At 73.5% G+C, this 12,898-nt stretch carries 11 protein-coding genes; 7 read left to right on the top strand and 4 right to left on the bottom strand.

Translation table 11 applies throughout. The features are described 5' to 3' along the window. Nucleotides 1-56 precede the first annotated feature (56 nt). Nucleotides 57-2,387, bottom strand: a complete 2,331-nt coding sequence (locus AAH979_RS31220) for an esterase-like activity of phytase family protein (protein ID WP_346261723.1) — start codon at nucleotides 2,385-2,387, stop codon at nucleotides 57-59. 121 nt (nucleotides 2,388-2,508) lie between these two features. Between AAH979_RS31220 and AAH979_RS31215 the strand changes: the two genes are divergently transcribed. Next, complete coding sequence (locus AAH979_RS31215) at nucleotides 2,509-2,853, top strand: hypothetical protein (protein ID WP_346261722.1); 345 nt, start codon at nucleotides 2,509-2,511, stop codon at nucleotides 2,851-2,853. 388 nt (nucleotides 2,854-3,241) lie between these two features. Here the strand turns inward: AAH979_RS31215 and AAH979_RS31210 are convergent, their stop codons facing one another. Both AAH979_RS31210 and AAH979_RS31205 read right to left on the bottom strand, forming a co-directional pair. After that, complete coding sequence (locus AAH979_RS31210) at nucleotides 3,242-4,108, bottom strand: bifunctional DNA primase/polymerase (RefSeq protein WP_346261721.1); 867 nt, start codon at nucleotides 4,106-4,108, stop codon at nucleotides 3,242-3,244. Nucleotides 4,109-4,139: 31 nt separating this feature from the next. Then, nucleotides 4,140-4,712, bottom strand: a complete 573-nt coding sequence (locus tag AAH979_RS31205; RefSeq protein WP_346261720.1) for a hypothetical protein — start codon at nucleotides 4,710-4,712, stop codon at nucleotides 4,140-4,142. A gap of 87 nt (nucleotides 4,713-4,799) precedes the next feature. Here AAH979_RS31205 and AAH979_RS31200 point away from each other — a divergent pair, with 87 nt between their 5' ends. Continuing rightward, a complete protein-coding gene (locus tag AAH979_RS31200) occupies nucleotides 4,800-5,789 on the top strand; it encodes an aldo/keto reductase (protein ID WP_346261719.1) in 990 nt (329 codons plus the stop codon). A gap of 45 nt (nucleotides 5,790-5,834) precedes the next feature. Here the strand turns inward: AAH979_RS31200 and AAH979_RS31195 are convergent, their stop codons facing one another. Beyond that, the gene (locus AAH979_RS31195) at nucleotides 5,835-8,000 is read right to left on the bottom strand and encodes an elongation factor G-like protein EF-G2 (protein WP_346261718.1); all 2,166 of its coding nucleotides are present in this window, start codon (nucleotides 7,998-8,000) and stop codon (nucleotides 5,835-5,837) included. A 252-nt stretch (nucleotides 8,001-8,252) separates the two neighbouring features. Here AAH979_RS31195 and pgsA point away from each other — a divergent pair, with 252 nt between their 5' ends. The 5 genes from pgsA to pdxS all read left to right on the top strand — a co-directional run bounded on the left by pgsA (nucleotide 8,253) and on the right by pdxS (nucleotide 12,850). After that, the gene (gene pgsA, locus AAH979_RS31190; RefSeq protein ID WP_318397319.1) at nucleotides 8,253-8,882 is read left to right on the top strand and encodes a phosphatidylinositol phosphate synthase; all 630 of its coding nucleotides are present in this window, start codon (nucleotides 8,253-8,255) and stop codon (nucleotides 8,880-8,882) included. 39 nt (nucleotides 8,883-8,921) lie between these two features. After that, nucleotides 8,922-9,869 (top strand): phosphatidylinositol mannoside acyltransferase, encoded by a 948-nt coding sequence (locus AAH979_RS31185; protein ID WP_346261717.1) that lies wholly within the window; start codon nucleotides 8,922-8,924, stop codon nucleotides 9,867-9,869. Nucleotides 9,870-9,881: 12 nt separating this feature from the next. Next, on the top strand, nucleotides 9,882-11,042 hold the full coding sequence (locus AAH979_RS31180) for a glycosyltransferase family 4 protein (RefSeq protein ID WP_346261716.1): 1,161 nt from the start codon (nucleotides 9,882-9,884) through the stop codon (nucleotides 11,040-11,042). A 207-nt stretch (nucleotides 11,043-11,249) separates the two neighbouring features. Then, nucleotides 11,250-11,753 carry a hypothetical protein gene (locus AAH979_RS31175; RefSeq protein WP_346261715.1) on the top strand — a complete coding sequence of 168 codons (504 nt, stop codon included), beginning with the start codon at nucleotides 11,250-11,252 and terminating at the stop codon, nucleotides 11,751-11,753. A 218-nt stretch (nucleotides 11,754-11,971) separates the two neighbouring features. Next, nucleotides 11,972-12,850, top strand: coding sequence for a pyridoxal 5'-phosphate synthase lyase subunit PdxS (gene pdxS, locus AAH979_RS31170; RefSeq protein ID WP_346261784.1), 879 nt, complete (start codon nucleotides 11,972-11,974; stop codon nucleotides 12,848-12,850). The last annotated feature ends 48 nt before the right edge of the window (nucleotides 12,851-12,898 follow it).

Here is a 12,898-nt window from a genome sequence, read left to right as displayed (position 1 = left end):
ACGGCCGGCGGACCCGCCAGGTCCGCCGGCCGTCTCCCCCGAGGAGTACGTCGAGGTCACCGCCGCGTGAAGACCGCCTTCTCGCTACCGAGCCGGAGGAAGACCGTCTCGCCCGTGGCGTCCTGCACGGCATCGTTGTCGGTGACCGCGTAGACCTGGCCGTCGCCGGCCACGGTCAGCCCCTCCAGCTTCTCCTGGGTCCAGCCGTTGCTGGCGCGCAGGTCGGGCAGCACGTCGTGGGCCAGGGTCTTCGGCAGCACCCGCAGCGGGCCCGGCCCGGCGGCAGCGTCCGGCAGCTCCACGGTGTAGATCCGCTTCAGCTTCGCGGCCGGGCCGTTCAGCTTGTCCCGCTCGATCACCGCGAGCCGGTCGCCGACCACGGTGACCTCGGAGAGCCCGATCCAATCCCCCGGAGTACCGGTGGTGCCGAGCCGGTAGCCGAACCAGCTCCAGGTGCCGGCCGCGACGTCGTACCGGCCGAGCCGGACCACCCCGGCCGGGTCGCCGGCCACCTCGCGTTGCAGCGCCGCCCAGACGACCTCCCGGCCGCGCCGGTCGGTGCTGGCGGTGACCCCCTCGAAGCCCTGCTTGGCCAGGCCCGCCGCGACCTCCGCCGGCACCGGCACGACCTGCCGGGTCACCCCGGCCGCGTCGAGGCGGACGAGCTGGTTGCCGGCCCCGGTGGCCCCCTCGACGGCGAGCCAGAATCCGCCCTGCGGCCGGGCGAAGATCCCCTCGGCGTCGTAGCCGACCGGGCTGCCGTCGGCGCCCTGCACGGTCAACGATCCGGTGATCACCGCCGGTGTCAGGGTCGGGTCGATGGTGAGGATCCGGCTCGGCGAGAACGCCGCGTCGGTCACGCTGTAGAGCAGGTGCGGCTTCCCGGGTACCGCCGACAGCGCGCCGAGCGCACCCCAGCCGATCGGCGCGGCACCCCGGCGGGACGGCTCGGAGACGATGCTCGGGAAGGCCGGAGTGCCCCGGCCCAGCCGGTAGAGGGTCACCGAGGCGCGTACCCCGACCGAGGCGTCGTCCTCCTCGCTGGAGATCGCCAGCAGGTCACGGCCGGGGATCGGCAACAGCCCCTCCGGCCCGTTGGTTGCCGGCAGCACCTGCCGGAACTGCGGCGAGGTGGGCCGGCTCAGATCGTAGACGGCGACGAAGTTGCTCCGCTCGGAGCCGACGAAGGCGTACCGGGTGCCGTGGTACTCGGCGATCGCCACGCCCTCCGGCTCGGTGCCCTTGTTGTCGGCCCGGTCCTCGTTGGCCAGGCCGTGGGTGATGGCGAGCTGCTCGAAGCCGTTGCCGGCGTCCCAGGCCACCCTGCCGGTCCGGCTGTCGAGGACCGACCAGCCACGGGTGCCGCCCCGCCAGTCGCCCTCGTTGGCGGTCGCCAGGTAGCGGTCGTCGATCCAGGCGACCGCGTCCGGCTCCCGGGGCAGGTCCTCGATCGAACCGGCCGGGTCGATCGCGCCGTCGTTGTCGGTGTCGATGCCGGTCACCGACGCGGTGCCGGCGCCGAACACCCGGTCGATCCGCCCGGTCGGCAGGTCCACCAGGACGATGCCGTTGTTCTCCTGGAGCGTCACGGCGAGCTGGTTGCGCCGGTTGATCGAGACGTACTCCGGCTCGGGGTCGGTCGGCCCGGTCAGGCCGGCGGCCACCAGGGCCGGCAGCGCGCTGCCGCCCGGACCGGTCAGGGCCACCTTCCGGGTACGCCACCCGGCCGGTGACGTCCCCGCCAGGTCGACGAGCTGTACGAAGCCGGCGGGCGCCTGCGGCAGGTCACCCTCCTCGCCACCGGCCGGGGTCGCCTCCTCGTCCCGCTCGTTCTCGATCGCGATCGCCGCGTACCGCTGGTCGGCGCTGATCGCGATCGAGTCGGGCTGGCCGCCGAGGTCGAAACTGGCCACCCGGCGCCGGTCGGCCAGCCGGATCACGTCGAGCCGGCCGGACGGGTCGGTGTGGCTGGCGCTGGTGTTCACCACCACCAGCACGTACCCGCCGACCACCGAGACCGAGGTCGGTTCGTCCTCCGCGTCGCCCAACTCGGTCAGCGACAACGTACCCAGCCCGCGTGGCCGGCCGGCGTCGCCGATGTCCAGGAAACCGATCCGCCGGGCCAGCGCGTCGGTGTAGATCAGGGTCCGGCCGTCCGCGCTGACCGTCGAGATCTCCGCTACGGTCGGGGTGGTCGGGTCCTCGCCCGCTGGCCGGTTCTGGAACACGGGGTAGGTGGCGGTCCGGTCGAACACCAGGCGCGGCTCCGGCCGGTGCCGGCCGGTGGTCGCCGTGTCCGCGCCGGCCACACCGCTACCGGTGACGACGATGGTGCCGGCGGCGACGGCCACCGCGGCCAGCGTCGCGTATGTCTTCTTCGAGGGCATCGTCTCTCCGTTGCTGTCTGACTTGCCGGCTCGGAAGGTTGCACGGGTGGACGAGCGGCAGCCGGCGCCCAGGTGAACGCGGGGCGAAGAGCCGCCGTTGCCCCGTCGGTAGGCTTCGGCGGTGGCCGGTCGGCGGAAGCGGAGGATCCGGGTCGACGGCGTCGACTACCTGTGGGTGGTGGCTGGGGCAGGCCCGGGGCATGTCGTGGTGCGGATCTGGTGGGCCCGGTCCGGTCGCGGCCGCCCGCTGGAGGTCCGGGTGCCCTTCGAGGACGGCTGGCTCCGGCTCGGCTCCACCGCCGACGAGCCCGCCGAACCGGCGCTGACACCGGTCCGGCCCGGCCTGGTCGAGCGGCTGGTCAGAGCCGGCCTCGCCCGCGGCTGGCACCCTGACGCCACCGACTCGGTCCGGCTCGCCCTAGACCGGTCCCATCGGCTGCTCGTCCCGCCCTCGCCGGCTGACTGACCCGGCGGGAATGTTCCGCCGCCGGCCATCCCTTCGTTCGCCGCCGCCCAGCGCGGGAGCGGTCCGGGCGGCCCGCGGGGAGGTAGCCGCTGCGCACGCTGTCGAGCTGGGTGCACAGACGGGGCGCGGTTCCGAAGGAGCGACGTCGCCGGTGCGGCTGTGTCGCGGTCGCGGTTCCTGCCGAGGATGCGGCGCGACGACCGGGACGGTGCCGGATGGCGGGGTGGGCGCACAAGCGGGGCAGCTCGACAGTCTTCCCAGCAGACACCTGCCGGCCGCCGACGGGCAGCCGTCTGGGGCGGTGCGCCGACGGGCAGGGGCGCGGTCGGGCCGGGCGTCCGGTCGAAGCCGGTGTCCGGTCGGGCCGGATGGACGGCCGGCGGCGCTGCTAGGCGGCGAGGCCGTGCCGGGGATGCCGGTGGCCGGTACGCAGCCCGGACCGGATCGTCCGGGCGGTCTCGTACCGGCCGAGTCCGCTGCGGGCAGCGGCGTCAGCCAGTACGGCGGTGATGTCGTGGTCGTCGAGCAGATCCAGCGCGGCGAGCTGCCCGAGGTGGTAGGCCGCCCGGTAGAGCGTGGTGTTGCGGGTACCGGTCACCGCACCGGCGACGGTGCTGGCCTCGGCGGCGAGCGCGGCGCTGGCGTACCGGTCGAGGTGGCGTACCCGGTCGGCGCCGCCGGTCACGGCACGGGGCGGAGGCGCGGGTGGAAAGAGCAGCTCGGTCAGCTCCGGCGGGCAGTCGACGAGCGGGACGTCCGGCGGGCGGATCCAGCGGTAGTCCCGGCCGCTGGCGTGCCGGGACGGCGGGGCGACGACGTAGCCGCCGGCTCCGCGCCAGTCGACGCCGGGCAGCAGCCCGGTCCGGTTGCCGGCGCCGGTCGGGCGCAGGTAGAGGTGCCAGCCGCCGGAGCCGGTCCGGACCACCGGTCCGGTGATCCGGCGCTCCCGGACCAGGGCGCGCAGCGCGGCGACGCCGTCCGGCGGGTCGACGTCGCAGACGTCGAACCGGTCACCGGTACGCAGTGCCAGGTTGGCTGCCGGCCAGCGGGTCCACCACTGCCGGATCACCTCCGGCCGGGTGCTGGCGTCGTGCAGGCCGTGCCGGAGCAGGCTGCGGTGCCAGCGGGGATGCTTGCCCGGGCGGTCGCAGTCGGGCCGGCGGCAACTACAGCCGGTCGCGGTCGGGGAGTGCAGGGGCAGCACGGGTACGCCGGCGGCGGCGTACTCCAGGGCGGCGCGCAGCAGCGGTGTCATCCCGACCTCCTCACCGGCCGGATACCCACCGTCAGGATATTCGAACACCTGTCTGATCGGCACCGCCGATCAGTGCCATCAGTTCCGGCCAGGACTCGACCCGGCGAACCGCCGCCAGGTGGGAGCGGTGGCTGCGTACCTCGGGTTCCCTGGGTCGGAAGAGGTAGCGGTGCGGCACGGTCTCCAGATAGGAGAGCACCTCCAGCCGGTCGTCGACGAAGTGCGTCAGACCCAGCACGGCGGCGATCGGCGCCTTGCCCTGCCGGGTACGGCAGAAGTGCACATTCTCGGGCCGGACCCCGGTACGCGGATAGAAGTCGTGGTGGTCCAGCCACAGCCGGGTACGCCGTTCGACCCGTTCACCGCACTTGGACACCAGGTACACGTGCTCGCCGAACATCTCGGCCACCAGCGCGGCCACCGCCTCGAACGCCCCCGGCATCGGCGGCGTACGCCGGAAGTCCGCGAGCAGCGCGGTGTCCTCGGTCTCCGGGCCTCCCGGCAGGTCGGCGGATATCGGCTCCGCACCAATCGTCTGGTCCGCCGGATAGAGCCGGTCCACCTGCTGGACGACGACTCCACCGATGTCTATTCCGATCTTCATGCACCGATGATCGGCAGCGTCCTGGGTGGAGTCCAGCGGATTGTCGGCGGCTCCACCCGTCCGGCCCGATGTGGAACCCTTGCCGTCATGAATGCGAACACGCGCGTGTTGGGGCGCAGTGGCATCGAGGTGAGCACGCTCGGCCTCGGCTGCTGGGCCATCGGGGGCGTATGGCACCAGGGTGACCAGCCGCTCGGCTGGGGGCAGGTGGACGACGACGAGTCGGTCCGGGCGATCCGGCGCGGCCTCGACCTCGGTGTCACGTTCTTCGACACCGCCGACGTCTACGGCACCGGGCACAGCGAACGGATCCTGGCCCGCGCCCTGGTCGGGCACCGGGACGAGGTGGTGATCGCCACCAAGTGGGGCAACACCTACGACGAGGCGACCCGGCAACTCACCGGGGCGGACGGGTCGGCGGGCTACCTGCGCAAGGCGGTCGCCGCCTCGCTGCGCCGGCTGGAGACCGACCGGATCGACCTCTACCAGTTGCACCTCGGCGACCTCCCGGTCGACCGGGCGGCCGACCTGCTCGGCACCCTGGAGGAACTGGTCGCCGAGGGCCGGATCCGGTCGTACGGCTGGAGCACCGACCTGCCCGACCGGGCCGCCTCCTGGGGCGCCGACGGCACCCACTGCACCGCCGTGCAGCACTCCTTCTCGGTGCTACAGGACTCGCCGGAGGTGCTCGCCGTCTGCGAGCGGTACGACCTGGCCAGCGTCAACCGGGGGCCGCTGGCGATGGGGCTGCTCTCCGGCAAGTTCACCGAGTCGTCCACACTGGCCGCCGACGACGTACGCGGGATCGCCCCGGCCTGGCTGGACTGGTTCCGGGACGGGCGGCCGGCCCCGGAGTTCCTGGCCCGGGTGGCCGCCGTCCGGGACGTGCTCGCCTCGGACGGCCGTACCCTGGCCCAGGGCGCGCTCGGCTGGCTCTGGGCGCGCAGCGATCGGACCGTGCCGATCCCCGGCTTCCGGACCGTCGCCCAGGTGGAGGAGAACGCCGGCGCGCTGGCACACGGGCCGCTCCCGGCCGACCAGGTTGCCGAGGTGGAACGCCTGCTCGGCAAGCTGTGACGCGGAGGTGCCCTCCCCGGCGACGCGGGAGGGCACCTCGGGCGGTCACCGGCCGGACGCGCTGTGCTCCTTGCGGAACTGGTCAGCCAGGTGCGCCGGCATCGGCTCGTACCGGACGAAGGAGCGCCGGAAGGTGCCCCCGCCGGCGGTCATCGAGCGCAGTTCGACGGCGTACCGGATCAGTTCGGTCGCCGGCACCTCGGCCCGGACCAGGGTGTGGTCGCCGCCGGCCGGGTCCGGCTCGGTGCCGAGCACCCGGCCCCGCCGCCCGGACATGTCGCTCATCACCGCGCCGACGTTGGCATCGGGCACCCGTACCACCACCTCGTCCACCGGCTCCAGGAGCGTGACCTGCCCCTTCTCCGCCGCGTCGCGCAGCGCCAGCGAGCCGGCGGTCTGGAAGGCGGCGTCGGACGAGTCGACGCTGTGCGCCTTGCCGTCCACCAGGGTCACCTTCAGGTCCACCACCGGATAGCCGGCGACGATGCCCCGGCCCATCTGGGTGCGTACCCCCTTCTCCACCGACGGGATGTAGTTGTGCGGCACGGCGCCGCCGACCACCCGGTCGGCGAACTCGAACCCCTCGCCCCGGGGCAGCGGTTCCACCTCGATGTCGCAGACCGCGTACTGGCCGTGCCCGCCGGACTGCTTCACGTGCCGGCCGTGCCCCTTCGAGGCCACCGCGAAGGTCTCGCGCAGCGCCACCCGGACCGGCTCGGTCTCCAGGTCCACCCCGCCGCCGCGGAGCCGGTCGAGCACCACCTCGGCGTGCGCCTCGCCCATGCACCAGAGCACCAGTTGATGGGTCTCCGGGTTGCGTTCCAGCCGCATCGTCGGGTCACCGGCGACCAGCCGGGCCAGGTTCTTGGCCAGCGCGTCCTCGTCGGCCCGGCTCTTTGCGACGATCGCCACCGGCAGCAGCGGCTCGGGCATCTCCCAGGGCTCGATCAGCAGCGGGTGGTCCTTGGCCGAGATGGTGTCGCCGGTCTCCGCCGTACCCGACTTGGTGATCGCACAGATGTCGCCGGCCACGCAGTACGGCACCTCGCGCAGCGCGGCGCCGAGCGGGGAGTAGATGTGCGCGATCCGCTCGTCGGCGTCGTGGTCCGGATGGCCGCGCTCGGCCATGCCGTGCCCGGAGACGTGCACGATCTGGTCGGGTCGGAGCGTGCCGGAGAAGACCCGGACCAGGGAGACCCGGCCGACGTGCCGGTCGATGGTGGTCTTGACGACCTCGGCCACCAGCGGGCCGTCCGGGTCGCAGCTCAGCGGCGGCTGCGGCGAGCCGTCGACGCCGGTGACGGTGGGCAGGTCGTGCTCCAGCGGGGTCGGGAATGCCGAGGTCAGCAGCTCCAGCAGGGCGTCGATGCCGAGCCCGGTCTCGGCGCAGACCGGCACCACCGGATAGAAGTGCCCCCGGGCGACGGCCTTCTCCAGGTCGTCGATCAGGACCTGCACCTCGATCTCCTCGCCGCCGAGGTAGCGGTCCAGCAGGGTTTCGTCCTCGCTCTCCGCGATGATGCCCTCGATCAACTCGTTGCGGGCGTCGCCGATCGCCGGCAGGTGCTCCGGATCCGGGTCGCGGACCGCCGCCGGCAGCCCGGCGGAGTAGTCGAAGACCCGGCGGGTGATCAGGCCCATCAGGCCGACCACGTCGACGCCCTCGTCGTCCAGCATCGGCAGGTAGAGCGGGAGTACGTTGTCGCCGAAGACCCGCTGGCAGAGCGCCACCGTCTCGTCGAGGTCGGCCCGCTGGTGGTCCAGCCGGGTGACCGCGACGGCCCGGGGCATCCCGACGGCGGCGCACTCCTGCCAGAGCGCGGCGGTCGCCCCGTCCATCCCGTCCACCGCCGAGACGACGAAGAGTGCGGCGTCCGCCGCGCGCAGCCCGGCCCGGAGTTCGCCGACGAAGTCCGCGTAGCCGGGGGTGTCCAGCAGGTTGACCTTGACGTTGTTGTGCTGGAGCGGCGCGCAGGCCAGGCTGATCGAGCGCTGCTGGCGTACCGCCGCCGGGTCGTGGTCGCACACCGTGGTGCCCTCGGTCACCGCACCGGGCCGCGAGATCGTGCCGGTCGCCGCCAGCAGGGCGTCGACCAGGGTCGTCTTTCCCGCCCCGGAGTGGCCGACGAGCACCACGTTGCGAACCCTGCCGGGCTCATCCACCACCGGCGCCGGGCCGGTGACCCCTTTCTCCTGACTCTTCTGCGCCATCGGGGCGCACCTCCCTAAGCCGGTGGTTGGTGGCGACCGCCGCGCGCGACGGGGGAGCTGCCCTGGCGACTCCGCGGCGATATCCTCGGGTGGCCTGCCGTGCTGCCGGAGACGTGCCGGGTGACAGGTGAGCGACGTCACGTCCCCTGCTCCGATCTCACACCCGTACAAGTCGTGACACAAGCCTGCGGCGTGAACTAGGCGCCACCGGGCGTACCGCCGCCGTTCGCGGCCCGTTATGGTGGGACGGCCATGGCGAAGATCTTCCAGGTGTCGGCCCGGGCCGGCATGACCCGCATCGTCGAACCGATCGCCCGGACCCTGCTGCGGGTCGGGGTGACGCCCAACGCCGTCACCGTGACCGGGACGCTCGGCGTGGTGGTCGGATCGATCGTGCTCGGTGCCCGGGGTTACCTGGTGGCCGGGGCGCTCGTGGTGACCTTCTTCGCCCTCACCGACCTGCTCGACGGCACGATGGCCCGGATGCGCGGCGGGTCGAGCCGGTTTGGCGCGTTCCTCGACTCGAGCATGGATCGGGTCTCCGACGGCGCGGTCTTCGGCGCCGTCGCGTACTGGCTGGCCACCCAGGACGACCGGGTCGGGGTCGCCGCCGCGCTGATCTGCCTGGTCGCCGGTAGTCTCGTCTCGTACGTCAAGGCCCGGGCCGAGGGGCTCGGGATGACCTGCAACGTCGGGATCGCCGAGCGGACCGAGCGGCTGCTCATCGTCGGGGTCGGCGGGCTGCTCACCGGCCTCGGGCTGGACTGGGCGCTGGTCACCGCACTCTGGCTGCTCGCCGCCGTCTCGGTCTTCACCGTCGGGCAGCGGATGACGCACGTCTGGCGGCAGGCGCAGCGCGCCGAGACGGGCGTGGACGCGTGACCGGGCGGGTGGCAGCGTGAGAGTGCGGCGGGCCGGCCGGTGACCCCGGTCGAGTTCGCCTACCTCGCCGGCTGGCGGGCGGTGCGCGCGCTGCCCCGGCCGGCCGCGGCGGCGCTGTTCCGGGCCGCCGCCGACCAGGCGTACCGCAGGCGTGGCCCGGGAACGCTCCGGCTCGCCGGTAACCTGCGCCGGGTGGTCGGCCCGGAGCTGCCGGAGCCCGCCCTGGAGGAGTTGGTCCGCCGGGGCATGCGCTCGTACGCCCGCTACTGGCTCGACGTGTTCCGGCTGCCGTCCCGCAGCCGGGAGCAGCTTCGCGACGACTTCCGGCTCGACGGCGAGGAGCTGCTCGCCGCCGACATGGCGGCCGGCCGGGGCGCGGTGGTGGCACTGCCGCACTCCGGCAACTGGGACGCCGCGGGCGCCTGGGTGGCCGCGAACGGCTGGCCGATCGCCACCGTGATGGAGCGGCTCAAGCCGGAGGGCGTGTTCGAGCGCTTCCTCGACTTCCGGCGGCGGCTCGGCATGGAGATCCTGCCCACCCACGGCGGCGCCCGGGCACCCTTCGACGTGCTGGTCGAGCGGGTCGCCGCCGGCTACCTGGTCCCGCTGCTCGCCGACCGGGATCTGTCGGCGCGCGGTGTGCAGGTGCGGTTCTTCGGCGGCCGGGCCCGGATGCCGGCCGGCCCGGCACTGCTGGCCGTCCGGACCGGCGCCCCGCTCTACGTGGCGGCGCTCTGGTACGACCCGGCCGGTCCACGGGGCCGGCTGATCGGGCCGCTGGAGGTGCCGGCACCGGATGCCGGCCCGCTCGACCAGCGGGTCCGGGCGCTGACCCAGCGGATCGCCGACCACTTGGCCGAGGGCATCGCGCAGCGTCCGGAAGACTGGCACATGCTGCAACGGGTGTGGATCGACGAGCCGGCCAGGACCGCCGGGGCGGGGCCGGGGACAGCGGACGGCACCCCGTCGATCTCCGAGCCGGCCTGAGGGGGAGGCACAGTGCGGATCGGCATCGTGTGTCCGTACTCCTTCGACGTCCCCGGCGGGGTGCAGAACCACGTGATCGACCTCGCCGAGGCGCTGATCGGGCTCGGCCACGAGGTGAGCGTGCTGGCACCGGCGGACGAGGACTCGCCGCTGCCGCCGTACGTGGTGTCGGCCGGCCGGTCGGTGCCGTTCCCGTACAACGGGTCAGTCGCCCGGATCAGCTTCGGGCCGGTCTCCACCACCCGGGTCCGGCGCTGGCTGGCCCGGGGCCGGTTCGACGTGCTGCACGTGCACGAGCCCTTCGCGCTCAGCCTCTCGCTGCTCGCCGTGCTCTCCGCCCGGGGGCCGGTGGTCGCCACCTTCCACACCGCGATGACCCGGTCCCGGGCGCTCGCCGCCGCGCAGGGGGTGCTGCAACTCGTCATGGAGCGGATCACCGCCCGGATCGCGGTGAGCGCGCTGGCCCGCAAGGTCCAGGTCGAGCATCTCGGCGGTGGCGCGGTGGAGATCCCCAACGGGGTGGCGGTGGCGAAGTTCGCCGACGCGGAGCCGCTGCCCGGGTGGCCGGGGCCGTGCGGACCGGGCGAGGGCGGCACGCTGGGTTTCCTCGGCCGGTTCACCGAACCCCGGAAGGGCTTCGCGGTGCTCCGGGAGGCATTCGTCGGGCTGGCGTCCGAGCGCCCGGGGCTGCGGCTGCTGGTCGCCGGCCCGGGAGACGTGGCCGAGCTGCACGAGGGCGTACCGGAGGGGCTGCGGGACCGGATCACCTTTCTCGGTCAGGTCTCCGAACCGGACAAGGCGCGCATGTTTCGCAGCGTGCACCTCTACGTCGCGCCGAACATCGGCGGCGAATCGTTCGGGATGATCCTGACCGAGGCGATGGCCGCCGGTGCGACGGTGGTGGCGAGCGATCTGGATGCCTTCCGTCGGGTGTTGGACGGGGGGCGGGCCGGGGAGCTCTTCCCGACCGGGGACGCGACGGCGCTGCGGCGTACCCTGTCCCGCCTGCTCGACGACCCGGTACGCCGGACCGAGCTGTCGGCCTGCGCCCGGGAGGTGGTCGAGGCCTTCGACTGGCCGACCGTCGCCCGCCGGGTTCTCGAGGTGTATGCCACGGCGATCGAGGCAACCGACGGTCGGGTGCTGGACGAGGAGTGGATCGGGCCGGCCTGAGCCGGGAACCGGCCGCGCCGAGCCGGTCGGGTGCGGTGCGGGGCGGATGCGCGGTTCGGCACCGCCGTGCCGGTCGGGCGGGTTGGCCGGATCGTCCCGTCCGGGCCCGGTCGGCCGGATCACGTGCGGCTCGGGGCGGTTGGCCGGATCGCGACCCCGGCCGGGACAGTGACGTGCAGGGGGAGACGGAAGTGGGGCCGCACTACGATGCCGGGCATGTGGTGGGTGGTGGGCGTCGCCGTGGCGGTCGTCCTGGTGACGGCGTACCTGATCTGGATCGCGGCCCGGGTCGACCGGATGCACCTCCGGGTGCGGTCGGCGACCCGCGCGCTGGACGCGCACCTGCTCCGCCGGGCAGCGGCCGCCGCGGTGTTGGCCGAGGAGCGGTACGCGCTGGAGCTGTACGCGGCGTCCCGGATCGCGCTGGACGCCGAGGGTGACGAGCGGGAGGCCGCCGAGAACGACCTGACCCGGCAACTGCGGTCCAGCCCGCTGGACCCGGAGGAGCCGGTTGCGGCAGCGGTGATCGGCGCCAGCCGGCGGCTCGCGCTGGCCCGTCAGGTGCACACCGACCTGGTACGCGACGCGCTGTCCCTGCGGCGCCGCCCCGTCGTACGGCTGTTCCGGATGGCCCGCAAGCACGAGCGGCCGCGCTATTTCGACATCGACGACCCGACCCTGAGCAGCCGTCCGGAGCTCTCGGTCGGCTGACCGGCCCCTCCCCGGCGGGCGGGTGAGCTGGGCCACAGGGCAGGCCACCCGGGGTCTGATTGGCTGTCGGCCCGGCGTTGCACTCCGCGTAGCATCGAGTGCGAATTCACCCGTCCGAACCACTGTCGAGGAGCGAGAACGCCGTGTCCGAATCCACCGCCCAGTCCGGTTCCGACCAGCCGACCGCGGCCGGAGAGCAGACCGTCAGCGCCACCGGAGTGGTCGGCACCGCGCGGGTCAAGCGGGGTATGGCCGAGATGCTCAAGGGCGGCGTGATCATGGACGTGGTCACCCCCGAGCAGGCGAAGATCGCCGAGGACGCCGGTGCGGTCGCGGTGATGGCGCTGGAGCGGGTACCGGCCGACATCCGGGCCCAGGGCGGCGTCTCCCGGATGAGCGACCCGGACATGATCGACGGCATCATCAACGCGGTCTCCATCCCGGTGATGGCCAAGGCCCGGATCGGGCACTTCGTCGAGGCGCAGGTGCTCCAGGCACTGGGCGTGGACTACGTGGACGAGTCCGAGGTGCTGACCCCGGCGGACTACGCCAACCACATCGACAAGTGGGCCTTCACGGTGCCGTTCGTCTGTGGCGCCACCAACCTGGGCGAGGCGCTGCGCCGGATCACGGAGGGAGCGGCGATGATCCGCTCCAAGGGCGAGGCCGGCACCGGCGACGTCTCCAACGCCACCATGCACATGCGCAAGATCCGTGACGAGATCCGCCGCCTCAGCTCGCTGCCCACCGACGAGCTGTACGTCGCCGCGAAGGAGTTGCAGGCGCCGTACGAGCTGGTCCGGGAGGTGGCCGAGACCGGGAAGCTGCCGGTGGTGCTCTTCACCGCGGGCGGCATCGCCACCCCGGCGGACGCGGCGATGATGATGCAGCTCGGCGCGGAGGGGGTCTTCGTCGGCTCCGGGATCTTCAAGTCCGGTAACCCGGCGCAGCGGGCCGCCGCGATCGTCAAGGCCACCACCTTCTACGACGACCCGGACGTGCTGGCCAAGGTGTCGCGCGGGCTCGGCGAGGCGATGGTCGGGATCAACGTGGACGACATCCCGGTGCCGCACCGCCTGGCGGAGCGGGGTTGGTGAGCGCGAGGAGTGAGCCGGGTTTGCGAGCCCCGCAGTCGCGAGCGGGCG

The sequence above is a fragment of the Plantactinospora sp. ZYX-F-223 genome, from assembly GCF_039649625.1.
Classification (GTDB): Bacteria; Actinomycetota; Actinomycetes; order Mycobacteriales; family Micromonosporaceae; genus Plantactinospora.
Note: the sequence above shows the minus strand (reverse complement) of the source record. Positions and strands in the feature narration are given on the sequence as shown.

Coding starts and splice junctions, on each gene's coding strand:
- AAH979_RS31220 (WP_346261723.1), bottom strand. CDS start 2,387: ATGCCCTCGAAGAAGACATACGCGACGCTGGCCGCGGTGGCCGTCGCC.
- AAH979_RS31210 (WP_346261721.1), bottom strand. CDS start 4,108: ATGACACCGCTGCTGCGCGCCGCCCTGGAGTACGCCGCCGCCGGCGTA.
- AAH979_RS31205 (WP_346261720.1), bottom strand. CDS start 4,712: ATGAAGATCGGAATAGACATCGGTGGAGTCGTCGTCCAGCAGGTGGAC.
- AAH979_RS31200 (WP_346261719.1), top strand. CDS start 4,800: ATGAATGCGAACACGCGCGTGTTGGGGCGCAGTGGCATCGAGGTGAGC.
- AAH979_RS31195 (WP_346261718.1), bottom strand. CDS start 8,000: ATGGCGCAGAAGAGTCAGGAGAAAGGGGTCACCGGCCCGGCGCCGGTG.
- pgsA (WP_318397319.1), top strand. CDS start 8,253: ATGGCGAAGATCTTCCAGGTGTCGGCCCGGGCCGGCATGACCCGCATC.
- AAH979_RS31175 (WP_346261715.1), top strand. CDS start 11,250: ATGCCGGGCATGTGGTGGGTGGTGGGCGTCGCCGTGGCGGTCGTCCTG.